24 protein-coding genes and 1 pseudogene are annotated in these 24,161 nt (G+C 66.2%); 12 read left to right on the forward strand and 13 right to left on the reverse strand.

The window, feature by feature from the left end:
- Positions 1–26: 26 nt before the first annotated feature.
- On the reverse strand, positions 27–545 hold the full coding sequence (locus MRS60_RS09930; protein WP_034181254.1) for an Rrf2 family transcriptional regulator: 519 nt from the start codon (positions 543–545) through the stop codon (positions 27–29).
- A 252-nt stretch (positions 546–797) separates the two neighbouring features.
- Between MRS60_RS09930 and MRS60_RS09935 the strand changes: the two genes are divergently transcribed.
- Positions 798–1,358, forward strand: a complete 561-nt coding sequence (locus MRS60_RS09935) for a group III truncated hemoglobin (RefSeq protein ID WP_243564624.1) — start codon at positions 798–800, stop codon at positions 1,356–1,358.
- 66 nt (positions 1,359–1,424) lie between these two features.
- Here MRS60_RS09935 and MRS60_RS09940 read toward each other — a convergent pair whose 3' ends face one another.
- The 6 genes from MRS60_RS09940 to MRS60_RS09965 all read right to left on the reverse strand — a co-directional run bounded on the left by MRS60_RS09940 (position 1,425) and on the right by MRS60_RS09965 (position 7,818).
- Positions 1,425–1,901, reverse strand: a complete 477-nt coding sequence (locus MRS60_RS09940; protein ID WP_072437206.1) for a molybdenum cofactor biosynthesis protein MoaE — start codon at positions 1,899–1,901, stop codon at positions 1,425–1,427.
- 25 nt (positions 1,902–1,926) lie between these two features.
- On the reverse strand, positions 1,927–2,184 hold the full coding sequence (gene moaD / locus MRS60_RS09945) for a molybdopterin converting factor subunit 1 (protein WP_011352296.1): 258 nt from the start codon (positions 2,182–2,184) through the stop codon (positions 1,927–1,929).
- A gap of 19 nt (positions 2,185–2,203) precedes the next feature.
- Positions 2,204–3,451 (reverse strand): molybdopterin molybdotransferase MoeA, encoded by a 1,248-nt coding sequence (locus MRS60_RS09950; RefSeq protein WP_243564625.1) that lies wholly within the window; start codon positions 3,449–3,451, stop codon positions 2,204–2,206.
- A 284-nt stretch (positions 3,452–3,735) separates the two neighbouring features.
- Positions 3,736–5,187, reverse strand: coding sequence for a threonine synthase (thrC, locus tag MRS60_RS09955; protein ID WP_105392290.1), 1,452 nt, complete (start codon positions 5,185–5,187; stop codon positions 3,736–3,738).
- 10 nt (positions 5,188–5,197) lie between these two features.
- Entirely contained in the window at positions 5,198–6,526 is a 1,329-nt protein-coding gene (locus MRS60_RS09960; RefSeq protein ID WP_034181249.1) for a homoserine dehydrogenase, read from the reverse strand.
- A gap of 53 nt (positions 6,527–6,579) precedes the next feature.
- Positions 6,580–7,818, reverse strand: coding sequence for a pyridoxal phosphate-dependent aminotransferase (locus MRS60_RS09965; RefSeq protein WP_243564626.1), 1,239 nt, complete (start codon positions 7,816–7,818; stop codon positions 6,580–6,582).
- Positions 7,819–8,134: 316 nt separating this feature from the next.
- Here MRS60_RS09965 and MRS60_RS09970 point away from each other — a divergent pair, with 316 nt between their 5' ends.
- The 9 genes from MRS60_RS09970 to MRS60_RS10010 all read left to right on the forward strand — a co-directional run bounded on the left by MRS60_RS09970 (position 8,135) and on the right by MRS60_RS10010 (position 16,495).
- Positions 8,135–8,509 carry an Mth938-like domain-containing protein gene (locus MRS60_RS09970; protein ID WP_243564627.1) on the forward strand — a complete coding sequence of 125 codons (375 nt, stop codon included), beginning with the start codon at positions 8,135–8,137 and terminating at the stop codon, positions 8,507–8,509.
- Positions 8,510–8,631: 122 nt separating this feature from the next.
- Positions 8,632–10,308, forward strand: a complete 1,677-nt coding sequence (locus MRS60_RS09975; protein WP_034181246.1) for a glycosyltransferase family 39 protein — start codon at positions 8,632–8,634, stop codon at positions 10,306–10,308.
- A 13-nt stretch (positions 10,309–10,321) separates the two neighbouring features.
- Positions 10,322–10,693, forward strand: a complete 372-nt coding sequence (locus MRS60_RS09980) for an SMR family transporter (RefSeq protein WP_034181245.1) — start codon at positions 10,322–10,324, stop codon at positions 10,691–10,693.
- A gap of 131 nt (positions 10,694–10,824) precedes the next feature.
- On the forward strand, positions 10,825–11,976 hold the full coding sequence (locus MRS60_RS09985) for a DegT/DnrJ/EryC1/StrS family aminotransferase (protein WP_243564628.1): 1,152 nt from the start codon (positions 10,825–10,827) through the stop codon (positions 11,974–11,976).
- Between the two features lie 6 nt (positions 11,977–11,982).
- Positions 11,983–13,020: a glycosyltransferase gene (locus tag MRS60_RS09990; RefSeq protein WP_034181243.1), complete on the forward strand. Its 1,038-nt coding sequence runs from the start codon at positions 11,983–11,985 to the stop codon at positions 13,018–13,020.
- Positions 13,017–13,964, forward strand: a complete 948-nt coding sequence (locus MRS60_RS09995) for a formyltransferase (protein WP_243564629.1) — start codon at positions 13,017–13,019, stop codon at positions 13,962–13,964. Before MRS60_RS09990 ends, MRS60_RS09995 begins: the two co-directional genes overlap by 4 nt.
- Entirely contained in the window at positions 13,961–15,016 is a 1,056-nt protein-coding gene (locus MRS60_RS10000) for a bifunctional UDP-4-keto-pentose/UDP-xylose synthase (protein WP_051983717.1), read from the forward strand. Before MRS60_RS09995 ends, MRS60_RS10000 begins: the two co-directional genes overlap by 4 nt.
- A gap of 13 nt (positions 15,017–15,029) precedes the next feature.
- Positions 15,030–15,926 carry a polysaccharide deacetylase family protein gene (locus tag MRS60_RS10005; RefSeq protein WP_034181241.1) on the forward strand — a complete coding sequence of 299 codons (897 nt, stop codon included), beginning with the start codon at positions 15,030–15,032 and terminating at the stop codon, positions 15,924–15,926.
- A 107-nt stretch (positions 15,927–16,033) separates the two neighbouring features.
- Positions 16,034–16,495, forward strand: coding sequence for a peroxiredoxin (locus MRS60_RS10010; RefSeq protein WP_006756046.1), 462 nt, complete (start codon positions 16,034–16,036; stop codon positions 16,493–16,495).
- A gap of 192 nt (positions 16,496–16,687) precedes the next feature.
- Here MRS60_RS10010 and MRS60_RS10015 read toward each other — a convergent pair.
- Positions 16,688–16,932 (reverse strand): annotated as a pseudogene (locus tag MRS60_RS10015) (hypothetical protein); the annotation flags it as partial.
- Between MRS60_RS10015 and MRS60_RS10020 the strand changes: the two are divergent.
- Together MRS60_RS10020 and MRS60_RS10025 are read left to right on the forward strand one after the other, a co-directional pair.
- Complete coding sequence (locus tag MRS60_RS10020) at positions 16,828–18,630, forward strand: PhoH family protein (RefSeq protein WP_034181240.1); 1,803 nt, start codon at positions 16,828–16,830, stop codon at positions 18,628–18,630. The pseudogene MRS60_RS10015 and the gene MRS60_RS10020 sit on opposite strands and share 105 nt — an antisense overlap.
- Positions 18,631–18,868: 238 nt before the next feature.
- Positions 18,869–19,954, forward strand: a complete 1,086-nt coding sequence (locus MRS60_RS10025) for an NlpC/P60 family protein (protein WP_243564630.1) — start codon at positions 18,869–18,871, stop codon at positions 19,952–19,954.
- Positions 19,955–20,097: 143 nt separating this feature from the next.
- On the opposite strand, the gene MRS60_RS10030 is transcribed toward MRS60_RS10025, so the two are convergent.
- From MRS60_RS10030 to rpsR, 5 genes are all read right to left on the reverse strand, one after another.
- Positions 20,098–21,108 carry an inorganic phosphate transporter gene (locus MRS60_RS10030; protein WP_034181238.1) on the reverse strand — a complete coding sequence of 337 codons (1,011 nt, stop codon included), beginning with the start codon at positions 21,106–21,108 and terminating at the stop codon, positions 20,098–20,100.
- A gap of 10 nt (positions 21,109–21,118) precedes the next feature.
- Positions 21,119–21,745 (reverse strand): DUF47 domain-containing protein, encoded by a 627-nt coding sequence (locus MRS60_RS10035; RefSeq protein ID WP_034181237.1) that lies wholly within the window; start codon positions 21,743–21,745, stop codon positions 21,119–21,121.
- A gap of 138 nt (positions 21,746–21,883) precedes the next feature.
- Complete coding sequence (locus MRS60_RS10040; protein ID WP_034181236.1) at positions 21,884–23,266, reverse strand: replicative DNA helicase; 1,383 nt, start codon at positions 23,264–23,266, stop codon at positions 21,884–21,886.
- A 139-nt stretch (positions 23,267–23,405) separates the two neighbouring features.
- Complete coding sequence (rplI, locus tag MRS60_RS10045) at positions 23,406–23,858, reverse strand: 50S ribosomal protein L9 (protein WP_105393807.1); 453 nt, start codon at positions 23,856–23,858, stop codon at positions 23,406–23,408.
- A 27-nt stretch (positions 23,859–23,885) separates the two neighbouring features.
- Positions 23,886–24,161, reverse strand: a complete 276-nt coding sequence (gene rpsR, locus MRS60_RS10050; RefSeq protein WP_034181234.1) for a 30S ribosomal protein S18 — start codon at positions 24,159–24,161, stop codon at positions 23,886–23,888.

The raw sequence follows: 24,161 nt of genomic DNA on the forward strand, positions 1-24,161 counted from the left end.
GGATCGCGGGACGCGGCGCCCGCGTGTCAGCCGGCCGTCGACGGCGGCTCGACGGGTGCAGGCGATTCGTCCGGTGACGGCGCGGCGCGCACAAGCGCGACCGGACGGATGCCGAGCAACGCAGCAAGCGGCGACGCGGGTTCGACCAGTTCGCCGAGCGTGTGACGATCGAGCTCGGCGAAGAACGCATCGCGCGCGGCCGCCAGCACCCCCTTCAGGCGACACTGCGGCTCGATCACGCAGCCGCGCGACTCGCTGCCGTCGGTCGAAAAGCAGCCGACCAGCGCGAAGTCGTTCTCGGTCGCGCGCACGACCTGGCCGACCGTCAGCAGCAGCGATTCGGGGAACAGCCGCAGCCCGCCGTTGCGGCCGCGGACCGTGTCGACCCATCCCAACTCGCCGAGCTGCTGCACGACTTTCATCAGATGGTTCTTCGAGATGCCGTAGGCATCCGAGATCTCCTGGATCGTCGCGAGCCCCTCGCCGCGCACGGCAAGGTACAGCATCACGCGCAGCGAGTAGTCGGTGTAGTCGGTGAGTCTCATGGGCGAATTCGGAAAAGATCGATCGTGCCCCGATTGCGCGGGCCGGGCCGGTCGGGAAGCGCGCCGGGCCGGCTGACGGTCCCGTTCCGCTGCCCCGGGTTGCCCGGATGGCGCGCGCACAATAAGATGCGTTACATCTGCACGTTTTTCAGGGGTTGTTGGACGCTATTTTGCGTCAAAATTCTGCCGGCGTCCTGCGCGTTGCCCGCGCCGCCGCTTCGTCGTTGCCTCGATCTCCCGGCCCTTTTTGCCATGACCGCCCTGCCTGCCTCGCCCGAAACCGCCCCGGCCCGCCCTCGCGATGCCGAGCCGACCGAAGACAACATCCGCGATCTCGTCTACGCGTTCTACGACCGCGTGCGCGCCGATCCGCTGCTCGGGCCCGTGTTCGACGCGAAGCTGGCCGGCCGCTGGGACGACCATCTGCCGAAGATGGTCACGTTCTGGTCGAGCCTCGTGCTCGGCACCAAGGGCTATCGCGGCAACGTGCAGCAGGCGCACCAGCCGCTCGACGGGATCGAGCCGGCCCATTTCAGCCGCTGGCTGTCGTTGTTCCTGAAGACCGTCGAGGCGCGCTACGCGCCGCCCGCGGCGATCCGCTTCATGGAACCCGCGCTGCGGATCGCACAGAGCCTGCAGTTGAGCCGGTTCGGCTGGGATTACCGGATTCCGCCCGAGCAGCAAGCGCTGCTCGATGCGATCGCGCCGCGCCGCCGCGATGCGGGCGACGATCCGCACGCATTGCCGTCGCGCGCCCGCGGCGAGCCGTTTCCGACGAAGATCGTCGGGCGCAGCACCGATCCGGACGCGTAACGCGCACACATCGCGCGCGACGATTACGCACATGCGGCACATCGCCGCATCGCGCGGACGCCGCGCTCAGCGCGGCGTGTTGCCCGATTCGACGCCCCAGCGCGCGAGCGCCGCATCGTCGGTGCTGCGCGCATCGACCCAGCGCTCGCCGTCCGGCGTCGTTTCCTTCTTCCAGAACGGCGCTTCGGTCTTCAGGTAGTCCATCACGAATTCGCACGACGCGAACGCATCGCCGCGATGCGCTGCGACCGTCGCCACCATCACGATCTGGTCGAGCGGCAGGAGCCTGCCGACCCGATGCACGATCGCGACGTCGATGCCCGGCCAGCGCCGGCAGGCCTCGGCGGCGATCTTCTCGAGCGCCTTCTCGGTCATCCCCGGATAGTGCTCGAGCTCCATCGCGGCGACCGAATCGCCTTCGTTCAGGTCGCGCACGGTGCCGACGAAGCACGCGATCGCGCCGATCTTCGGATTGCGCGCGCGCAATGCCGCGACTTCGGCGTTCAGATCGAAGTCGTCGGTCTGGATTCGTATCGTTGCCATCACACGCTCCGGTCCCATGCCGAGCTCAACCGCCCGTCACCGGCGGAAAGAACGCGACCTCGCAACCTTCGGTGAGCCGCGTGTCGGGATCGGTCATCTCGTGGTTGCACGCCATGCGCAATGCGCGCCCTTCGGCGAGCGTCTCCGCCCACGCACCGCCGCGCACGCGCAACCACGCGCGCACGTCGCCGACGGTCGTTACGCTGTCCGGCACGTCGGCCTGCTCGTCGGCAACGCCCAGCGCTTCTCGTACGCTTGCAAAAAATTTCAGCTGAATCTTCATGGTTCGGGAAGCCGCCGCGTTACGACAGCAATTCGGAAAACGGAATGAAACGCACGGTCTCGCCTGCGCTGATCGCGTGCTGCGGCGGATTGTCGATCAGGCCGTCGCCCCAGACCGTCGACGTCAGCACCGCCGAGCTCTGGTTCGGGAACAGATCGAGGCCGCCGGCCGCATTGACGCGTGCGCGCAGGAATTCGTTGCGCCGGTCGCCCTTGCCTTGCGAAAAGTCGGCGCGCAGCGACAGCGCGCGCGGCGCGACGTCGCGCACGCCGGACAGGCGCAACAGGAACGGCCGCACGAACAGCAGGAACGTGACGAAGCTCGATACGGGGTTGCCGGGCAGCCCGATGAAGTGCGCATCGGGGCGATCGTCGCCGCGCCGCACCGCGCCGTACGCGAGCGGCTTGCCGGGCTTCATCGCGATCTGCCACAGCGCGAGCCGCCCTTCGGACTCGACGGCCGGCTTCACGTGATCCTCGTCGCCGACCGATACGCCGCCGCTCGTCAGGATCACGTCGTGATCGCGCGCAGCCTCGCGCAGCGTGTCGCGCGTCGCGGCGAGCGAGTCGGGCACGATCCCGTAATCGGTCACGTGGCAGCCGAGCCGCTCCAGCAGCCCGCGCAGCGTGAAGCGGTTCGAGTTGTAGATCGCGCCGGGCTTCAGCGGCTCGCCCGGCATCGTCAGCTCGTCGCCGGTGAAGAACACCGCGACGCGAATCCGCCGTGCGACCGACAGTTGCGCACAGCCGACCGACGCGGCCAGGCCGAGCGCCTGCGGCGTGAGCCGCGTGCCGGCCGGCAGGATCACCGCCCCCTGCCGGATGTCCGCGCCCTGCGCGGTGATCCATTCACCGGCCTTCGGCGTATGCAGGATCTCGACCGCATCGCCGTCGGCCGACGTCCGCTCCTGCATCACGACGGCGTCGGCGCCGGGCGGCACCGTCGCGCCGGTGAAGATCCGCGCGGCCGTGCCGGCCGCGAGCGGCACGGCCGGATGACCGGCCGGAATCCGCTGCGACACCGGCAGACGCCGCTCGCCGTGCAGCAGGTCGGCGACGCGCACCGCATAACCGTCCATCGCGCTCGTATGCATCGGCGGCACGTCGAGCGGCGAGCTCACGTCGGCCGCCAGCACGCGGCCGAGCGCGTCGAGCGTGGCGACGGTTTCGGTGCCGGGCAGCGGCTTCGCGGCATCGAGCAGCGCGGCGAGCGCCTCGGCGGTCGACAGCATCGGCGCGCGCGGCGCCGCGGGATTCGGGTTCGACATCGATGGAATCGGGGAACGTTGGAGTCAATACGTCATTGTAGCGACGCCGTCGCGCGGGCGCGCGATATGGCCGACATGCGAGAACTGTGATCGTCGTGGACGCGCGGGTCTGGCACCTGTTTCGTGCGACGTTCGACTGCAGACGCGCGGCGGGCTGCCGAACGCCTGCATATCGCAGTACCGCTGCACCGCACCGCCAAACGAAACGGCCGGAACCCCGATCCGTTCGACGAATCGGCATTCCGGCCGTCCTGCGCAGCCGGGCCCGCGGGCCCGGCCGTGCGTCACGCGCCCGTATGCGCGGCGATGAAATCCTTCACCTGCTGCGCGTCGGCCTTCACGACCTCGAAGCGCTGCGGCAGCGCCTCGAGCCCGTCGAATGCGGCCGGCCGCTCGGCTTCGCGATCGAGCGCTTCACGGATCGTCTCGCCGAACTTGATCGGCTGCGCCGTCTCGAGCACGACCATCGGCACGCCTGCGTCGAGATGCTCGCGCGCAACCTTCACGCCGTCGGCCGTGTGCGTATCGATCATCGTGTCGTAGCGCGAGAACACGTCGCGGATCGTCGCGATGCGGTCCGTGTGGCTGCTGCGGCCCGACACGAAGCCGAACTCCGCGACGCGGGCGAAATCGCCGCTCGCCGCGAGATCGAAGCCGCCCTTCTCCTCGACGTCGCGGAACAGCTGCATCACGCGCGCCGGATCGCGGCCGAGCAGGTCGAACACGAAGCGCTCGAAGTTCGACGCCTTCGAGATGTCCATGCTCGGGCTGCTCGTGTGATACGTGTTCTCGGCGCTGCGCACGCGATACGCGCCCGTGCGGAAGAACTCGTCGAGCACGTCGTTCTCGTTGGTCGCGACCACGAGCTTCGCGATCGGCAACCCCATCATCCGCGCGATGTGGCCCGCGCACACGTTGCCGAAGTTGCCCGACGGCACCGTGAACGACACGCGCTCGTCGTTGGACTGCGTCGCCGCGAAATAGCCCTTGAAGTAGTACACGACCTGCGCGACGACGCGCGCCCAGTTGATCGAGTTGACCGTGCCGATCTTCTGCTGCGCCTTGAACGCGTGATCGTTCGACACGGCCTTCACGATGTCCTGGCAGTCGTCGAACACGCCTTCGACCGCGAGGTTGAAGATGTTCGGATCCTGCAGGCTGAACATCTGGGCCGTCTGGAACGCGCTCATCTTCTTGTGCGGCGACAGCATGAACACGCGCACGCCGGCCTTGCCGCGCATCGCGTATTCGGCCGCGCTGCCCGTGTCGCCCGACGTCGCGCCGAGGATGTTCAGCGCTTCGCCGTGCTTCGCGAGCGTGTACTCGAACAGGTTGCCGAGCAGCTGCATCGCCATGTCCTTGAACGCGAGCGTCGGGCCGTTCGACAGTTCGAGCAGCGAGATCGGTGCGCCGTTCTCGGTGCCGAGCGTCTTCAGCGGCGTGATGTCGGCTGCGTTCTCGCCGTGGCGCGTGTTGCTGTACACGTCGGCCGTGTACGTGCGACGCGTGATCGCACGCAGGTCGTCGGCCGGCACGTCGTCGCAGAACTTCGACAGGATCTCGAATGCGAGATCCGCGTACGGCAGCGCGCGCCAGCGCGCGAGCTCGTCGGCGGACACCTTCGGATACTCGGCCGGCAGGTAGAGCCCGCCGTCCTTCGCGAGACCGCCGAGCAGGATGTCGGAGAACGTATGGCGCTCGCCGAAGCCGGCGCCGCGCGTGGAGATGTAGTTCATGTCTTCCGCCTCAGTTCAGCGCTTCCATGCGCAGCTTCGTCACCTTCGACACGACCGTCGCGAGGCTCTCGATCTGCGCGATCGCCGCGTTGACGTTCTTCTCGAGCGTCTCGTGCGTGATCAGGATGATGTCGGTCTCGCCGTTCGCGCCGTCGACCTGCTCCGATTCCTTCTGCAGCAGCGCGTCGATCGAAATGCCCGATTCGGCGAGGATGCGCGTGATGTTGGCGAGCACGCCGGTCTGGTCGGCCACCCGCAGGCGCAGGTAGTAGCCGCTCGTGACTTCCTCGATCGGCAGGATCGGCGTGTTCGACAGGCTGTCGGGCTGGAACGCGAGGTGCGGCACGCGATGCTCGGGGTCGGCCGTGTGCAGGCGCGTGACGTCGACGAGATCGGCGACCACCGCCGACGCGGTCGGCTCCGCGCCCGCGCCCTTGCCGTAGTACAGCGTCGTGCCGACCGCGTCGCCGTGCACGACGACCGCGTTCATCGCGCCTTCGACGTTCGCGAGCAGGCGCTTTTCCGGGATCAGCGTCGGGTGCACGCGCAGCTCGATGCCGTTTTCGGCGCGGCGCGCGATGCCGAGCAGCTTGATCCGGTAGCCGAGTTCTTCCGCGTAGCGGATGTCGGTTGCGTCGAGCTTGCTGATGCCCTCGACGTACGCGCGGTCGAACTGCACCGGCACGCCGAACGCGATCGCGCTCATGATCGTCGCCTTGTGCGCGGCGTCGATGCCTTCGATGTCGAAGGTCGGATCGGCTTCCGCGTAGCCGAGCTCCTGCGCGGCCTTCAGCGCGGTCGCGAAGTCGAGCCCGCGGTCGCGCATTTCCGACAGGATGTAGTTCGTCGTGCCGTTGATGATGCCCGCGATGTACTGGATGCGGTTCGCGGTCAGGCCTTCGCGCAGCGCCTTGATGATCGGGATGCCGCCAGCGACGGCCGCCTCGAACGCGACCATCACGCCCTTCGCGCGCGCGGCCTCGAAGATCTCGGTGCCGTGCACCGCGAGCAGCGCCTTGTTCGCCGTCACGACATGCTTGCCGTTCGCGATCGCGCGCAGCACGAGCTCGCGCGCGATGCCGGTGCCGCCGATCATCTCGGCGATGATCGCGATCGACGGATCGTCGACCACCGAATTGAAATCGTCGGTGATCTGCGCGGCGCCGGCGTCGCCGCCGAGCGCAGCCTGCGCCTTGGCCGGGTTGCGCACGGCAATGCGCGTCACCTCGATGCCGCGCCCCGCGCGTCGCTTGATTTCTTCCTGGTTGCGGCGCAGCACCGTGAAGGTGCCGCTGCCCACCGTGCCGAAGCCCAACAGGCCAACTTTGATCGGTTCCATGCTGCGTGTGATCGATGAGTAAGAAGTAATGGGTTCCGTGTGGTCCTGCCCGCTCAGGCCGAATGGCGCTTGCGGTAGCCGTCGAGGAAGCGTGCGATCCGGTTGATCGAATCGGTCAGGTCGTCGAGGTTCGGCAGGAAGACCACGCGGAAGTGGTCCGGCGTCGCCCAGTTGAAACCCGTGCCCTGCACGAGCAGCACGCGCTCTTCGAGCAGCAGGTCGAGTATGAACTGCTGGTCGTTCTGGATCGGATAGATTTTCGGATCGAGGCGCGGGAACATGTACAGCGCGGCCTGCGGCTTCACGCAGGTCACGCCCGGAATCGACGTGAGCATGTCGTACGCGAGCTCGCGCTGCTTGTACAGGCGCCCGCTCGGCACGATCAGCTCGTTGATGCTCTGGTAGCCGCCGAGCGCCGTCTGGATCGCGAACTGCCCCGGCACGTTCGCGCACAGGCGCATCGACGACAGGATGCCGAGCCCCTCGAGGTAGTCCTTCGCGCGCCGGCGGTTGTCGCCGCCGAGGCCCGACACGGCCATCCAGCCCGCGCGGTAGCCGCACGAGCGATAGCTCTTCGACAGGCTGTTGAACGTGACGGTGATCACGTCCTCCGACAGCGAGCCCATCGCCGTGTGCTCGAGGCCGTCGTAGACAATCTTGTCGTAGACCTCGTCGGCAAACACGATCAGCCCGTGCTGGCGCGCGATCTCGAGCAGGTCCAGCAGCAATTCGTCGGAATAAAGCGCGCCCGTCGGGTTGTTCGGGTTGATCACGACGATCGCCTTCGTGTTCGGCGTGATCTTGCGGCGGATGTCGTCGAGATCGGGCATCCACGCGTTCTGCTCGTCGCACACGTAGTGCACGGGCGTGCCGCCCGACAGGCTCACCGCGGCCGTCCACAGCGGGTAGTCGGGCGCGGGCAGCAGCACTTCGTCGCCGTCGTTCAGCAGCGCCTGGGTCGCCATCACGATCAGCTCGGACGCGCCGTTGCCGATGTAGATGTCGTCGAGGCCGACGCCCAAGACGCCCTTTTCCTGCGTGTAGTGCATCACGGCCTTGCGGGCCGAGAACACGCCCTTCGAATCCGAATAGCCCGACGACGCCGGCAGGTTGCGGATCATGTCCTGGATGATCTCGTCCGGTGCGTCGAAGCCGAACGGCGCGAGGTTGCCGATGTTCAGCTTGATGATGCGGTGGCCTTCTTCCTCGAGGCGCTTCGCGTGCTCGAGCACCGGGCCACGGATGTCGTAGCAGACGTTGAGCAGCTTGTTCGACTTCTGAATCGGTTTCACGACGACACGGTTCCTGGGTTGGCCTTGCGGCCGGGGGGACGGGATCAAAACTGGAAAGCGGCCGGTCTGTGCGCGCTGTCTAGACTGGGAAAAAGCGGGCGATCGGGCGCGGCTTGTGGCAGCGCGCGATGCAAGTGGCGCCCGGGGGCGACCAAAAAGTTATAATTTAGCGGATTTTGGCCGACTTTCGCAATGCACCATAGCCGCGCCGGGCCCGCGCCGTCAGGCGTCCCGCGTGCACAGGCGCGCGAAACCAGCCGCCCCGGGCCCGTGCGGCCCTGCAACACATTCCCCTACGGAACCGCGGAATACCGATTTGAAACTGCACCAGGACGCGAGCGGCGCGCTCAACACCGTCACCGGCTACGGCCCCGATTATGTCGACGTCAATCTCGAACGCCATGAAACGAGCGTCATCGTGCTGCCCGGCGCGCCGGTCCAGGCATGGCCCGTGTCGTCGTTCGACGCGCTCGCGCCCGTGCATTTCGCGATGCTGCTCGACCCGACGCCCGAACTCGTGATCTTCGGCAGCGGCGCGCGGCTGCGCTTCCCGCACCCGCGGCTGGTCGCCGCGCTCACGGCCAGGCGGATCGGCGTCGAGACGATGGATTTCCAGGCCGCGTGCCGCACCTACAACATCCTGATGGCCGAGGGCCGCAAGGTCGCCGCTGCGCTCTTAATTGAACGTTAATCCCCGATGCGGTAAAACTCGGGCCGGCGCAGCGGGTCGATCCCCGGATCGGCCCGGCCAGGCCGCCCGCCCCGGCGCAACCCGCCGGCGGCCCGTCACAACAACCAACAGGCTGAAAACCCATGAACGATACGCCGTCGAGGCTACCGCTCAATCGCATCACGCTCGTCCTCCTGCTCGTCGCGCTCGCGATCGTCTGGTTCGCGCCGCTCGGGCTGCGCCACCTGATCCCGAGCGACGAAGGCCGCTACGCGGAGATGGCGCGCGAGATGTTCGTTACCGGCGACTGGATCACACCGCGCTACAACGGCTACAAGTATTTCGAGAAGCCGCCGCTGCAGACCTGGCTGAACGCGCTGACGTTCGCATGGTTTGGCATCGGCGAATGGCAGGCGCGCCTCTACACGGCCGTCGTGAGCTTCGCCGGCGTGCTGCTCGTCGGCTTCACCGGCGCGCGCCTGTTCAACCCGCTGTCGGGCTTCCTCGCGGCCGTCGTGCTCGCGAGCTCGCCGTACTGGAACCTGATGGGCCACTTCAACGCGCTCGACATGGGGCTCGCGTTCTGGATGGCGCTGTCGCTGTGCTCGCTGCTGCTCGCGCAGCGGCCCGGGCTGCGCCCGGCCGCGGCGCGCGGCTGGATGTGGGCGTGCTGGGCCGCGATGGCATTCGCGGTGCTGTCCAAGGGCCTCGTCGGCCTGATCCTGCCGGGCGCCGTGCTCGTGCTCTACACGCTGATCGCGCGCGACTGGGCGCTGTGGAAGCGCCTGTATCTCGTCAGCGGCCTCGTGATCTTCTTCGCGATCGTCACGCCGTGGTTCGTGCTCGTCCAGCAGCGCAACCCCGAGTTCTTCAACTTCTTCTTCATCGTCCAGCAGTTCCGCCGCTACCTGACCCCGGAACAGAACCGCCCGGGACCGCTGTACTACTTCGTGCCGGTGCTGCTGGTCGGCTTCCTGCCGTGGCTGTCGGTCGCGTGGCAGAGCATCCGCCATGCGCTGCGGATGCCGCGCCAGCCGAACGGCTTCTCGCCGATGCTCGTGCTGCTGATCTGGAGCGCGTTCATCTTCCTGTTCTTCAGCGCGTCGCATTCGAAGCTGATCTCGTATGTGCTGCCGATCGCGCCGGCGCTCGCGCTGATCATCGGCGCGTACCTGCCGCTGGTGTCGGCCGACCGGTTCCGCCGCCACCTGCTCGGCTACCTCGTGTTCTTCGTCGCCGCGGCATTCGGGATCATCTTCCTCGCGTACCAGGGCGATGCCCGCACGCCGAACGCGCTGTACCGCGCGTTCCAGATGTGGCTGTACGCGGGCCTCGCGATCGCGGCCGCGCTGACGCTCGCGGCCGCGTGGCTGAACCGCCGCGCGGGCGTGGCCGCCGCGATCGCCGCGTTCGGCGCCGCCTGGCTCGCGTTCGGCACGATCGGCGGCACCGGGCACGACGAGTTCGGCCGCTACAGCTCGGGCGCGCAACTCGCGCCCGCCGTGCGCGCCGAACTGGCGAAGCTGCCGCCCGACACGCCGTTCTACTCGATCGAGATGCTCGATCACACGTTCCCGTTCTATATGGGCCACACGACGATCATGGTCCAGCGTCAGGACGAACTCGCGTTCGGGATCTCGGTGGAGCCGAACAAATGGATTCCGACCGTCAACGAATGGATCACGCGCTGGAAACAGGAAACCCATGCGCTCGCGATCATGCCGCCCGGCCAGTACGACGCGCTGGTCAAGCAAGGCGTGCCGATGCGCGTGATCGCGCGCGACAACCGCCGCGTGATCGTCGAGAAACCGCAATCGTAAGGACGCCCGCCGCATGAATCCCGTTTCGTTCGTCTGCATCATCACCGGCGTGATGCTCAACGCCTGTGCGCAACTTCTGCTGAAAGCCGGCGTCAACGCCGTTGGACACTTCGAATTCAGCCGTGCGAACATCATCCCGGTCGGCCTGAAGATCGCGACCCAGCTGCCGATCATCGGCGGCCTGAGCTGCTACGTGCTGAGCGTCGTCGTCTGGATCCTCGGGTTGTCGCGAGTCGACGTGTCGATCGCGTACCCGATGCTGTCGCTCGGCTACGTCGTCAACGCATTCGCGGCCTGGTACCTGTTCGGCGAGGTGTTGTCGGTCCAGCGGCTCGTCGGCATCGGCATCATTTTGATCGGGGTGCTCGTGCTTGCACGAAGCTGAGCATGCCTCGCGGCGTTAAGCGTCTGCCTACAAAAAATCACGGTACGAATCCGCCAACCGGTGTTTAATGCCGGTTTCGGACGGGATTGCCCGACCCTTTTATTACACGCCATTACAGGCCAAAAGCGTTCATGAGCCAGACTACCGCTCCGTTTCTGCCGTTCACCCGCCCCGAGATCGATGAGGAAACCATCCAGGGCGTCGTCGAAGTGCTGCGCTCGGGCTGGATCACCACCGGCCCGCAGTGCCAGAAATTCGAAGCGGCACTGTCCGAATACTGCGGCGGCCGCCCGGTCCGCGCGTTCAACTCGGGCACCTGCACGCTCGAGATCGGCCTGCGCATCGCGGGCGTCGGCGCCGGCGACGAGGTGATCACGACGCCGGCGTCGTGGGTCTCGACCAGCAACGTGATCCTCGAGACGGGCGCGACGCCCGTGTTCGCGGACATCGATCCCGTCACGCGCAACATCGACCTCGACAAGCTCGAGCAGGCGATCACGCCGCGCACGAAGGCGATCATCCCCGTCTACCTGGCCGGCCTGCCGGTCGACATGGACCGCCTGTACGCGATCGCGCGCGCGCACAACCTGCGCGTGATCGAAGATGCGGCGCAGGCGCTCGGCTCGACGTGGAACGGCAAGCGCATCGGCGCGTTCGGCGACATCGTGTCGTTCAGCTTCCACGCGAACAAGAACCTGACGACGATCGAAGGCGGCGCACTCGTGCTGAACAACGAGGACGAAGCGACGCTCGCACAGAAGTACCGGCTGCAGGGCATCACGCGCACGGGCTTCGACGGGATGGACTGCGACGTGCTCGGCGGCAAGTACAACCTGACCGACGTCGCCGCGCGCGTCGGCCTCGGCCAGCTGCCGCACCTCGAGCGCTTCACCGCGCAGCGCCGTGCGCTCGCGCGCGCGTATTTCGCCGCGTTCAACGGCGGCCCGGCCGCGAAGCTCGGCGTCGGCCTGCCGGTCGCCGAATTCGAGAACGGCAACTGGCACATGTTCCAGATCACGCTGCCGCTCGAGCGGCTGTCGATCCCGCGCGCCGAGTTCATGGCGCAGATGAAGGAACGCGGCATCGGCACGGGCATCCACTACCCGGCGATCCATCTTTTCACGCTGTACCGTGCGCGCGGCTTCAAGGAGGGCATGTTCCCCCACGCCGAACGATACGGCGCGTCGACCGTCACGCTGCCGCTGTTCACGCAGATGACGGAGGGCGACGTGCGTCGCGTGGTCGACGCCATCAACCAGATTTGTGAACAATACGGAAAATAAGCGTACATGAGTCACCTTGAAGCACGCGCCGGGCATCCGGGCGCCGGGCACCTGGACGCCGGCCGGCCCGAAGTATCGGTCATCATCCCCGTGTACAACGAGGAAGACGGCCTCGCCGCGCTGTTCGCGCGGCTGTATCCGGCGCTCGACGCACTCGACACGTCATACGAAGTGATCCTGATCAACGACGGCAGCCGCGACCGCTCGGCCGCGATGCTCGCCGACCAGTTCCACGTGCGCCCCGACACGACGCGCGTCGTGCTGCTCAACGGCAACTACGGCCAGCACATGGCGATCCTCGCGGGCTTCGCGCAATCGCGCGGCGAGATCGTCATCACGCTCGACGCCGACCTGCAGAATCCGCCCGAGGAAATCGGCAAGCTGATCGCGAAGATGCGCGAGGGCTACGACTACGTCGGCTCGATCCGCAAGCAGCGTCAGGACAGCCTGTGGCGGCGCAAGGCGTCGCAGATGATGAACCGGCTGCGCGAGCGCATCACGCGCATCAAGATGACCGACCAGGGCTGCATGCTGCGCGCGTACAGCCGCCGCATCATCGACACGATCAACGTGTGCGGCGAAGTCAACACGTTCATCCCCGCGCTGGCCTATACGTTCGCGCAGAAGCCGACCGAAATCGAGGTCGCGCACGAGGAGCGCTTCGCGGGCGAGTCGAAATACTCGCTGTACAGCCTGATCCGGCTGAACTTCGACCTCGTGACGGGCTTCTCGGTCGTGCCGCTGCAGTGGCTGTCGTTCATCGGCGTGATCCTGTCGCTCGGCTCCGCCGCGCTGTTCGTGCTGCTGCTCGTGCGGCGCTTCATCGTCGGCGCGGAAGTGCAAGGCGTGTTCACGCTGTTCGCGATCACGTTCTTCCTGCTCGGCGTGATCATCTTCGCGCTCGGCCTGCTCGGCGAATACGTCGGCCGCATCTACCAGCAGGTGCGCGCACGGCCGCGCTACCTGATCCAGGCCGTGCTCGAGCAGCACGACGGCATGCCGGCGGTGCCGGCCGGCGCGAACCGCACGGGAGCCGCGCAATGAAGCCGCGCGCGGTCGTCTTCGCGTATCACAACGTCGGCGTGCGGTGCCTGCAGGTGCTGCTCGCGCGCGGCGTCGACGTCGCACTTGTCGTCACGCACGAGGACAATCCGAACGAGAACATCTGGTTCGGCAGCGTCGCGTCCGTCGCGGCCGAGCACGGCATTCCGGTCGTCACGCCGGCCGATCGCGCCGATCCGTCGTTGCGCCGCGCGGTATCGGACGCGCAGCCGGATTTCATCTTCTCGTTCTACTACCGGCACATGCTGCCGGTGGACCTGCTCGCGATCGCGCCGCGCGGCGCGTACAACATGCACGGTTCGCTGCTGCCGAAATACCGGGGTCGGGTACCGACCAACTGGGCCGTGCTGAACGGAGAGACCGAAACCGGCGCGACGCTGCACGAGATGGCCGCGAAGCCCGACGCGGGCGCGATCATCGGCCAGACCGCGGTGCCGATCCTGCCGGACGACACGGCCACGCAGGTGTTCGACAAGGTCACGGTGGCCGCCGAGCAGACGCTCTGGCGCGTGCTGCCCGCGCTGCTCGCGGGCGAGGCGGCGCACCTGCCGAACGATCTCGCGACCGGCAGCTATTTCGGCGGGCGCAAGCCCGAGGACGGCCGCGTCGACTGGTCGAAGCCGGCAGCGCAGGTCTACAACCTGGTGCGCGCGGTGGCGCCGCCGTATCCGGGCGCGTTCACGGACGTCGGCGGCACGCGTTTCGTGATCGCGCGCGCGCGTCTCGCGGCGCCCGGCAGCGCGGCAGCGGCCGCCGCGGCGGATTTGCCGCCCGGCCTGCACGTAAGCGATAATGCGCTATTCGGCGTCTGCGGCGACAGCCGCGCCCTATCCATTCTCGAGCTGTGGCAGCAGCGCGACGGCAGCGAAACCGTCGTGACGCCCGCGGAATTCGCGCAGTTCATTCATTCTTCCCGTCATTCATGAAAGCAAAAAAAGTCCTGATCCTGGGTGTGAACGGCTTCATCGGCCATCACCTGTCGAAGCGCATTCTTGAAACCACCGATTGGGAAGTGTTCGGCATGGACATGCAGACCGATCGGCTCGGCGACCTCGTCAACCACGAGCGGATGCATTTCTTCGAAGGCGACATCACGATCAACAAGGAGTGGGTCGAGTATCACGTGAAGAAGTGCGACGTGATCCTGCCGCTCGTCGCGATCGCGACGCCCGCCACCTACGTCCAGCAGCCGCTGCGCGTGTTCGAGCTCGACTTCGAGGCGAACCTGCCGATCGTGCGCTCGGCCGTCAAGTACGGCAAGCACCTCGTGTTCCCGTCGACCTCCGAGGTCTACGGCATGTGCTCGGACGAGCAGTTCGACCCGGATGCATCGGCCCTCACCTACGGCCCGATCAACAAGCCGCGCTGGATCTACGCGTGCTCGAAGCAGCTGATGGACCGCGTGATCTGGGGTTACGGGATGGAAGGCCTGAACTTTACGCTGTTCCGTCCGTTCAACTGGATCGGCCCGGGCCTCGACTCGATCTACACGCCGAAGGAAGGCAGCTCGCGCGTCGTCACGCAGTTCCTCGGCCACATCGTGCGCGGCGAGAACATCAGCCTCGTCGACGGCGGCTCGCAGAAGCGCGCGTTCACCGACATCGGCGACGGCATCAGCGCGCTGATGAAGATCATCGAGAACAAGAACGGCGTCGCATCGGGCAAGATCTACAACATCGGGAATCCGAAGAACAACTTCTCGGTTCGCGAGCTCGCGCACAAGATGCTCGAACTGGCGGCCGAATTCCCCGAGTACGCCGATTCGGCCAAGCAGGTGAAGCTCGTCGAGACGACGTCCGGCGCCTACTACGGCAACGGCTACCAGGACGTGCAGAACCGCGTGCCGAAGATCGACAACACGATGCAGGAACTCGGCTGGGCGCCGCAAGCGACGTTCGACGACGCGCTGCGCAACATCTTCGAGGCGTATCGCGGCCACGTCGCCGACGCGCGCGCGCTCGTCGAACAGCAAGGCTGATCGGGACGCTCGCTTGGCTCGCATCGTCCTCAAGATCGACGTCGACACGCTGCGCGGCACGCGCGAAGGCGTGCCGAACCTCGCGCGCATCTTCGACCGCTTCAGTGCGCGCGCGACCTTCCTCTTCAGCCTCGGGCCCGATCACACGGGCTGGGCGCTGCGGCGCGTGTTCCGCCCCGGCTTCCTGAAGAAAGTGTCGCGCACGTCGGTGGTCGAGCACTACGGCGTGAAGCAGCTGATGTACGGCGTGCTGCTGCCGGGCCCCGACATCGGCCGCCGTGCGATCTCCGACATGCGCGCGATCCACGAGGCCGGCTTCGAATGCGGGATCCACACGTGGGATCACGTGTACTGGCAGGACAACGTCCGCGTGCGCGATCGCGACTGGACCGCGCGTGAAATGCAGAAGAGCCACGCGCGCTTCATCGAGATCTTCGGCACGCCGCCCGTCACGCACGGCGCGGCCGGCTGGCAGATGAACGACTCCGCGTTCGAGCAGATCGACGCATGGGGGATGCGCTACGCATCCGACGGCCGCGGCCATTCGCCGTACCTGCCCGTCGTCGGCGGCCGCACGCTGTCGCACGTGCAGATGCCGACGACGCTGCCCACGCTCGACGAAGTGCTCGGCATCGACGGCGTCGACACGCACAACGTCGCCGCGCACATCCTCAGGTTCACCGAAACCAATCCGCACGACCAGGTGTTCACGCTGCACGCGGAACTGGAAGGCCAGAAGCTCGCGCCCGTGTTCGAGCAACTGCTCGCCGGCTGGCGCGCGCAAGGCCACACGTTTGCGACGATGGGCGACTACCACGCGACGCTGGACCGCGACTCGCTGCCATCGTACCCTGTCACGTGGGGCGAAATCCCCGGCCGCTCCGGCGAACTGATCGTCCAGCCCGACTGAGTTCGCACGCGAGCCGGCGTCGCCCGCCGCGCCCTTGCGGCGCGCTGCCGCGACGCCCCGCCGAACCGCGCCGCAGCGGCGCCTTTCCATAACAACAGGAGAAACACGTGTCTGTCGAAGTTGACCGTCAAGTTCCCGATTTCACCGCACCGGCCACGGGCGGCGACATTTCGCTGTCCGACCTGAAGGGCAAGAAGCTCGTGCTGTACTTCTATCCGAAGGACAACACGCCGGGCTGCACGACCGAAGGGCTGCAGTTCCGCGATCTCTATCCGAAGTTCAAGAAAGCCGGTGCGGAAGTCATCGGCGTGTCGCGCGACAGCCTGCGCTCGCATGACAATTTCAAGGCAAAGCTCGAACTGCCGTTCCCGCTGATCTCCGATGCCGACGAAGCGCTGTGCGCGCTGTTCGATGTCATCAAGATGAAGAAAATGTATGGCAAGGAAGTGCGCGGAATCGAGCGCTCGACGTTCCTGATCGACGCCGACGGCGTACTCCGTCAGGCATGGCGCGGCATCAAGGTGCCGGGGCATGTGGACGACGTGCTAAGTGCTGTACAAGCGCTTTGAGGCGCGTTATATTGGGCCGCAATGAATGCCAGTTCGCCCCATATTTCTCGTAGCTGCGCCGGTGCTCGATGCGATGCTTCCCGGCACCTGACGCGCATCACGACGGTATCAGCCGAGCCGCATGCCCCTGTCGACGGGGCAGCGGCTTTTTTTATGGATTGCGCGCCGGCCCTCGGTCCGGCCCTCACCCCGTCAAGGAGCTGATCGACACTTAGGCGAACCGGCTAGACGAAATTCCTGTGCGCCACCGCGCGCAAACTGCATGCGTCTACGTCACGCAGGATGCGATCAGCGGCGCACGCCTTGCGACACGATTCCTCCCGAGGGACACCATGCCTTTGCCTACTCCCCCCAGCAAGCTCGGCAGCCTTCTGCCGCCCGACGAATACAAGGCGAAAGCGCGGCCCGCGAAAGCCGCGAAGAAATCCGCCGAAGGGGACGCATCCACAGCCGGTGACTATGGTCCGGCCAGCGTGGCCCAACCGATGATCGAAGCCGCGAACACGGCCGCGCCGCTGCGCGCCGTCGCGTCTTCGGCGCAAGATGCCGCGAGCGCACCCGCACGCGGCCGCAAGACCAGACAGACGGCCGCACTGTTGCAGCCGATGCCGGCGCCCGCCGCACCCGCGGCGCCGGTCGTCGCGCGCAACGACAAGCCGGCCGCCGACAAACCGGCCGCGGCTCCCGCGCGCGATGCCGGTGCGGCGACGAAATCGCGCGGCCGCAAGCCCGCCGACGCCGAACTGCAGAAACTGTTCGTGCTCGACACCAACGTGCTGATGCACGACCCGAGCAGCCTCTTCCGCTTCGAGGAACACGACGTCTATCTGCCGATGATGACGCTCGAGGAACTCGACAACCACAAGAAGGGGATGTCCGAAGTCGCGCGCAACGCACGCCAGGTCAGCCGCACGCTCGACGCACTCGTCGCCGATGCGGGCGCGATCACGGCCGGCATCCCGCTGTCGCGCCTCGGCAGCCGCGAGGCGCTCGGCCGCCTGTACTTCCAGACCAAGCTCGCCGACATCGCACCCGTCGAAGGCTTGCCCACCGGCAAGGCGGACAACCAGATCCTCGGCGTCGTGCGCGCGCTGCAGCGCGACCGGCCCGACCGCCAGGTCGTGCTGGTGTCGAAAGACATCAACATGCGGATCAAGGCGCACGCGCTCGGCCTGCCCGCGGAAGACTACTTCAACGACCAGGTGCTGGAGGACTCGGATCTCCTCTACAACGGCGTGCGCGAACTGCCGCAGGACTTCTGGACCAAGCACGCGAAGGGCATGGAGAGCTGGCAGGACACGAAGACGGGCACCACGTACTACCGCGTGACGGGCCCGCTCGTCGCGTCGATGCTCGTCAACGAGTTCGTCTATCTCGAGCCGCAGAACGGCGAACCGACGTTCCACGCGATCGTCCGCGAGCTGAACGGCAAGACGGCGCTGCTGCAGACGCTGCGCGACTACAGCCACCACAAGAACAACGTGTGGGGCATCACCGCGCGCAACCGCGAGCAGAACTTCGCGCTGAACCTGCTGATGAACCCCGAGATCGACTTCGTCACGCTGCTCGGCCAGGCCGGCACCGGCAAGACGCTCGTCGCGCTCGCGGCCGGCCTCGCGCAGGTGCTCGACGACAAGCGCTACAACGAGATCATCGTGACGCGTGCGACCGTGCCCGTCGGCGAGGACATCGGTTTCCTGCCCGGTACCGAAGAAGAGAAGATGCAGCCGTGGATGGGCGCATTCGACGACAACCTCGAAGTGCTGCAGAAGACCGACGACGCTGCCGGCGAATGGGGCCGTGCCGCGACGCAGGAACTGATCCGTTCGCGCCTGAAGGTGAAGAGCATGAACTTCATGCGCGGCCGCACGTTCGTCGACAAGTACCTGATCATCGACGAGGCGCAGAACCTGACGCCGAAGCAGATGAAGACGCTCGTCACGCGCGCGGGCCCCGGCACGAAGATCGTGTGCCTCGGCAACATCGCGCAGATCGACACGCCTTACCTGACCGAAGGCAGTTCGGGCCTGACCTACGTCGTCGACCGCTTCAAGGGCTGGGGCCACAGCGGCCACGTGACGCTCGCGCGCGGCGAACGCTCGCGGCTCGCCGACTACGCGTCGGACATCCTGTAACGCGGCAGGCCGGCCCACCCGCCGGCTTTCGACGCATCGCGGCGCTCCGTTTTCCGGAGCGCCGTTTTTATTTGGGGTCGAAAACTCAGGTAACGCATCGTCACGCAACAGCCTCACTTACGCGCGAAACTTCAAGTAAATTCTCAGGAATGGTTGCTTAAGCCCCGCCGGAGCGTCTACCATCGGGTCTGTCTGTTGTCATACGATTCGCGAGCGCGCCGCGCTCGCCCGCCTTGCCATGCTTCGAATCTGCGTTCCCGTCGCCGTCGTTTCGCTGCTTGCGGCCTGCTCCAGCATGCCGCCGCAGTCGGCATCGCGCGAGCCGGGAATGAAGATCACGACGCCGCGCGCGTTCCCCGCTCCCGCCAATTTCCCGAAATTCGTCGATCACAGCGTCGGCCAGGAAGAAATCTCGATCCAGGCGATGAGCCTGGTCGGCGTCCCGTATCGCTGGGGCGGCAATACGCCGACGAGCGGCTTCGACTGCAGCGGACTCGTGCGCTACGTGATCGGCCGCGCGGCCGACGTGAACCTGCCGCGCACGACCGCCGACATGAGCGGCCGCGGCGTGTCGATCGAGCCCGAGCAGATCGCGCCGGGCGACCTGATCTTCTTCAACACGACCGGGCGGCCGCATTCGCACGTCGGCATCTATGTCGGCAAGCTGCGCTTCGTCAACGCACCGTCGACGGGCGGCACCGTGCGGCTCGACTACCTGACGAACCCATACTGGGCCAAGCGTTTCGACGGCATTCGCCGCGTTGCGCCGCCGCGCGCGACGCCCACGCCGTTCGATGCGCCGACCTACGAGGCGAAGCGCGACGAGCCGCGCAACCCGCCGGTGGTTACGCCCGCTCCTGTCGTGACTGCCGCCGCGCCGCCGCGGCCGCCTGCCTATGCTTCGTCGCAAGCCGGAGCGACGCAGTCTCCAGCTCCGGTCATGCCGGCCGCGCAAGCCGTGACGACCGCCGCAGTTGCGCCTGTGGTCGCGCCCGCCGATCCGTACGAACCGCCGCCGCCGCGCGTGCAGGCAGCCCGGCAACCGGCAACGTCGGCGAATGGCGATGGCGGCCTGACCGCGATGACGGCGAATGCAGCGCCGGCCGGCCCGGTAGAAGCCGGCACGCAGATTCCGACGACGGCACTGACGGCCGCCCAGGCCGCCGCATTCGATGCGGAACCGCCGCCCGCGGCAACCGCAACGTCGCCGCGCAGCACCGAGCCCGTGCAGGTGCTGCGTGCGTCGACGCAATCCGCGCCCGTCAGCCCGCGCACCGGCACCGCGGACGATCCGATTGCCCGGTTCGCGAACGGAAGTTACTAACCCGGCGCTCAAATTCCAACGGCAACCTCGGCAGTATCCGCCGCAGCCCCGCCGTTCGTCGCAAATTTCCTCGCCCCCAAAGAAAATGCGCCGCAGCCTTTCGGCTTGCGGCGCATTTCATGTCGAACCGACAGCGTTGGCGATCAGAAGATCTGGTGCCCGAGCCACCATCCGCCGGCCGCGATCAGCGCGGACGCCGGAATCGTCAGCACCCACGCCCACACGATGTTGCCGGCGACGCCCCAGCGCACGGCCGACAGCTTCTGCGTCGCGCCGACGCCGACGATCGCGCCGGTGATCGTATGCGTGGTCGATACGGGGATACCGAGGAACGACGCGATGAACAGCGTGATCGCGCCGCCGCTTTCGGCACAGAAACCGCCGACCGGCTTGAGCTTCGTGATCTTCTGGCCCATCGTGCGCACGATGCGCCAGCCGCCGAACAGCGTGCCGAGGCCCATCGACAGGTAGCACGCGCCGATCACCCATGCGGGCGGCGCATCGCCCGTCGCCGACGCATAGCCCGACGCGATCAGCAGCATCCAGATGATGCCGATCGTCTTCTGCGCGTCGTTGCCGCCGTGGCCGAGGCTGTACAGGCCGGCCGACAGCAGCTGGAGCCGGCGGAACCGCCGGTCGACCTTGCTGGGTGCGGTACGGAAATACAGCCACGACACGCCGAGCATGAACAGCGAACCGAGGATGAAGCCGAGCAGCGGCGAAATGAAGATGAACGCGACGGTCTTCATCAGCCCGTCGATGTTCAGCGAGCTCCAGCCCGACTTCGCGAGTGCCGAGCCGACGAGGCCGCCGATCAGCGCGTGCGACGAGCTCGACGGAATCCCGTAGTACCAGGTGATCACGTTCCAGCCGATCGCACCGACCAGCGCGCCGAACACGACGTAGTGGTCGACGATCTCGGGATCGATCGTGCCTTTACCGACGGTCTGCGCGACTTTCAGGTGGAAGATGAAATACGCGATGACGTTGAACGCCGCCGCGAACACCACGGCCTGCTGGGGTTTCAGCACCCCGGTGGACACGACGGTGGCGATCGAGTTCGCCGCATCGTGGAAGCCGTTCATGAAGTCGAATACGAGCGCGACGAGCACCAGCGTCGCGACCATCCATAGGGCGAGTTGTATCGAATGCATCGTGGTCCGCTCAGGCGTTTTCCAGCACGATGCCTTCGATGATGTTCGCGACGTCCTCGCACTTGTCGGTAATCTCTTCGAGCAGCTCGTAGATCGCCTTCAGCTTGATGAGCGTCTTCACGTCGTCTTCTTCGCGGAACAGCTTCGACATCGCGGCGCGCAGCACGCGATCGGCCTCCGACTCCCAGCGGTCGATCTCCTCGCACTGCTTGAGGATCTGCGCCGACTGCTTCATGTCCGACAGCATCCCGACCGCCTGCTGCACGTGCTGCGCCGACTGCGTGACGATGTGCGCGAGCTGGCTCGCCTCGGACGTGACGGCCTGCACGTCGTACAGCGACACGGCCGTCGCGACGTCTTCCATCAGGTCGAGGATGTCGTCCATCGTCGTGATCAGCTTGTGGATCTCGTCGCGATCGAGCGGCGTGATGAAAGTCTTGTGCAGCAGATCGATCGCTTCGTGCGTGAGCTTGTCGGCGGCCTTCTCGGCCGTCTGCACGTTTTGCTTGTGAATCTCGGCGTCGGCGAGATTGTCGATCAGCAGTTCGAGTTCGCGTCCGCCGGCAACGATGTGCTTCGCGTGCGCGTTGAAGAGTTCAAAGAACTTGCCCTCGGTGGGCATGAATCGACCGAACATGGGATTCCTGAGAGATTGTCAAACTACTGTCACGAAAACGGGCGACATTGTACCGTTTTCGGTCGCGCCGCGACGCGCGCATATGCGCACGCCGGGATTGGATACAACGCTTGGCGAAATAAGAGTTTACATCCGGCGCTACTCGCCGTAGAAGGTCTGCGCCCCGGCAAAGTTGTCGAACTTCGTGTATTGACCCAGGAACGTGAGTCGAACAGGGCCGATCGGGCCGTTACGCTGCTTGCCGATGATGATTTCGGCCGTGCCCTTGTCCGGGCTGTCCGGGTTGTAGACTTCGTCGCGATAAATGAACAGGATCACGTCCGCGTCCTGTTCGATTGCGCCCGATTCGCGCAAATCGGACATCACCGGACGCTTGTTCGGGCGCTGCTCGAGGCCGCGGTTCAGCTGCGACAGCGCGATCACCGGCACGTCGAGTTCCTTCGCGAGGCTCTTCAGCGACCGCGAGATTTCCGAGATTTCGGTCGCGCGGTTCTCGCCCTGCGACGAACCCGACATCAGCTGCAGGTAGTCGACGATGATCAGGCCGAGCTTGCCGCATTGCCGCGAGAGACGCCGCGCGCGCGAGCGCAATTCCATCGGGTTCAGGCCACCCGTCTCGTCGATGAAGATTTGCGCCTCGCTCATCTTCTGCACTGCGTGCGTCAGTTTCGGCCAATCCTCGTCCGTCAGGCGGCCCGTACGCATCCGGTGCTGGTCGAGCCGGCCGATCGAGCCGAGCATACGCATCACGAGCTGGGTACCCGGCATTTCCATCGAGAACACCGCGACCGGCAGCCCGTACTCGACCGCGACATATTCGCCGATGTTCATCGAAAATGCGGTCTTACCCATCGACGGGCGCCCCGCCACGATGATCAGTTCGCCGCCGTGCATCCCGGACGTCATCCGGTCGAGGTCGACGAAGCCCGTCGGCGTACCGGTGACGTCGCTCGGGTTCGCGGTGTGGTACAGCGTGTCGATGCGCTCGACGACCTGCGTGAGCAGCGGGCCGATCTCGAGGAAGCCCTGGTTGCCGCGCGCGCCCTCTTCTGCGATCGAGAACACCTTCGACTCGGCTTCGTCGAGCAGCTGGCGGACTTCCTTGCCCTGCGGATTGAACGCGTCGGCCGAGATTTCGTCGGCGACCGACACGAGCCGGCGCAGCACCGCACGGTCGCGCACGATTTCCGCATAGCGGCGGATGTTCGCCGCGCTCGGCGTGTTCTGCGCGAGGGCGTTCAGGTATGCGAGCCCGCCGACGTCGTCGGCCTTGCCGGACGTGGTCAGCGCTTCGTACACGGTCACGACGTCGGCCGGGCGCGTCGACGCGATCAGCCGGCCGATGTGCTCGTAGATGATCCGGTGGTCGTAGCGATAGAAATCGCCCTGCGACAGGAAATCGGCAATCCGGTCCCAGGCCGCGTTGTCGAGCAACAGGCCGCCGAGCACCGACTGTTCGGCTTCGACCGAATGCGGCGGGACTTTCAGCGATTCGATTTGAGGATCTTGCGGCGCGTTCATGGGTTGGGATTATCGCGAATTACACAGGACGACGCCATACCGGCCGCCAGTGATGCGGCAATAAAAAAGGCAGGCCCCGGTTGCCCGGGCGCCTGCCCTTGTCCGGACAGCGGAGGCCGCCCGGAAAGCTTGCGTACGCTTACGCGTGGTCGCCGATCACGTTGACCGTGACGTCGACGACGACGTCCGTGTGCAGTGCGACCTGGACGTTGTGCTCGCCGATCATCTTCAGCGGGCCTTCCGGCATGCGAACTTGCAGCTTCTCGACTTCGAAACCTGCCTTCTTCAGCAGTTCCGCGACGTCGCCGTTCGTGACCGAGCCGAACAGACGGCCGTCAACGCCCGACTTCTGCGTGATTTCGAACGCCTGGCCGTTCAGCTTCTCGCCGACTGCCTGCGACGCTGCCAGCTTTTCAGCGGCGATCTTTTCGAGTTCAGCGCGGCGCACTTCGAATTCGGCGATCGCTTCCTTCGTTGCACGGCGAGCCTTGCGGTTCGGGATCAGGAAGTTGCGAGCGTAACCGTCCTTGACCTTGACGATGTCGCCGAGGTTACCCAGATTGGCGACTTTTTCCAACAGAATGATTTGCATTCGAATTCTCCTTATGGCGTCGCCGAGTTACGCCTTGTGCTGATCGGTGTACGGCAGCAGCGCGAGGAAACGCGCACGCTTGATTGCCGTGTCGAGCTGACGCTGATAGTGCGACTTCGTACCCGTCAGGCGAGCCGGCGTGATCTTGCCGTTTTCACCGATGAAGTCCTTCAGCGTTTCCGTGTCCTTGTAGTCGATCTGATCGACGCCGGCGGCCGTGAAACGGCAGAACTTCTTGCGCTTGAAGAGCGGGTTTTGTTGCTGACGACGCTTGTCGAATTTTTTACCAGTCGGGCGGGCCAT

The organism is Burkholderia pyrrocinia, from assembly GCF_022809715.1.
GTDB lineage: Bacteria > Pseudomonadota > Gammaproteobacteria > Burkholderiales > Burkholderiaceae > Burkholderia > Burkholderia pyrrocinia_C.

What these genes read in the sequence shown, in the direction of transcription:
- MRS60_RS09930 (WP_034181254.1), bottom strand. Translation starts at nt 545, where the DNA reads ATGAGACTCACCGACTACACCGACTACTCGCTGCGCGTGATGCTGTAC.
- MRS60_RS09935 (WP_243564624.1), top strand. Translation starts at nt 798, where the DNA reads ATGACCGCCCTGCCTGCCTCGCCCGAAACCGCCCCGGCCCGCCCTCGC.
- MRS60_RS09940 (WP_072437206.1), bottom strand. Translation starts at nt 1,901, where the DNA reads ATGGCAACGATACGAATCCAGACCGACGACTTCGATCTGAACGCCGAA.
- moaD (WP_011352296.1), bottom strand. Translation starts at nt 2,184, where the DNA reads ATGAAGATTCAGCTGAAATTTTTTGCAAGCGTACGAGAAGCGCTGGGC.
- MRS60_RS09950 (WP_243564625.1), bottom strand. Translation starts at nt 3,451, where the DNA reads ATGTCGAACCCGAATCCCGCGGCGCCGCGCGCGCCGATGCTGTCGACC.
- thrC (WP_105392290.1), bottom strand. Translation starts at nt 5,187, where the DNA reads ATGAACTACATCTCCACGCGCGGCGCCGGCTTCGGCGAGCGCCATACG.
- MRS60_RS09960 (WP_034181249.1), bottom strand. Translation starts at nt 6,526, where the DNA reads ATGGAACCGATCAAAGTTGGCCTGTTGGGCTTCGGCACGGTGGGCAGC.
- MRS60_RS09975 (WP_034181246.1), top strand. Translation starts at nt 8,632, where the DNA reads ATGAACGATACGCCGTCGAGGCTACCGCTCAATCGCATCACGCTCGTC.
- MRS60_RS09980 (WP_034181245.1), top strand. Translation starts at nt 10,322, where the DNA reads ATGAATCCCGTTTCGTTCGTCTGCATCATCACCGGCGTGATGCTCAAC.
- MRS60_RS09985 (WP_243564628.1), top strand. Translation starts at nt 10,825, where the DNA reads ATGAGCCAGACTACCGCTCCGTTTCTGCCGTTCACCCGCCCCGAGATC.
- MRS60_RS09990 (WP_034181243.1), top strand. Translation starts at nt 11,983, where the DNA reads ATGAGTCACCTTGAAGCACGCGCCGGGCATCCGGGCGCCGGGCACCTG.
- MRS60_RS09995 (WP_243564629.1), top strand. Translation starts at nt 13,017, where the DNA reads ATGAAGCCGCGCGCGGTCGTCTTCGCGTATCACAACGTCGGCGTGCGG.
- MRS60_RS10000 (WP_051983717.1), top strand. Translation starts at nt 13,961, where the DNA reads ATGAAAGCAAAAAAAGTCCTGATCCTGGGTGTGAACGGCTTCATCGGC.
- MRS60_RS10020 (WP_034181240.1), top strand. Translation starts at nt 16,828, where the DNA reads ATGCCTTTGCCTACTCCCCCCAGCAAGCTCGGCAGCCTTCTGCCGCCC.
- MRS60_RS10025 (WP_243564630.1), top strand. Translation starts at nt 18,869, where the DNA reads ATGCTTCGAATCTGCGTTCCCGTCGCCGTCGTTTCGCTGCTTGCGGCC.
- MRS60_RS10030 (WP_034181238.1), bottom strand. Translation starts at nt 21,108, where the DNA reads ATGCATTCGATACAACTCGCCCTATGGATGGTCGCGACGCTGGTGCTC.
- MRS60_RS10035 (WP_034181237.1), bottom strand. Translation starts at nt 21,745, where the DNA reads ATGTTCGGTCGATTCATGCCCACCGAGGGCAAGTTCTTTGAACTCTTC.
- MRS60_RS10040 (WP_034181236.1), bottom strand. Translation starts at nt 23,266, where the DNA reads ATGAACGCGCCGCAAGATCCTCAAATCGAATCGCTGAAAGTCCCGCCG.
- rplI (WP_105393807.1), bottom strand. Translation starts at nt 23,858, where the DNA reads ATGCAAATCATTCTGTTGGAAAAAGTCGCCAATCTGGGTAACCTCGGC.
- rpsR (WP_034181234.1), bottom strand. Translation starts at nt 24,161, where the DNA reads ATGGCCCGCCCGACTGGTAAAAAATTCGACAAGCGTCGTCAGCAACAA.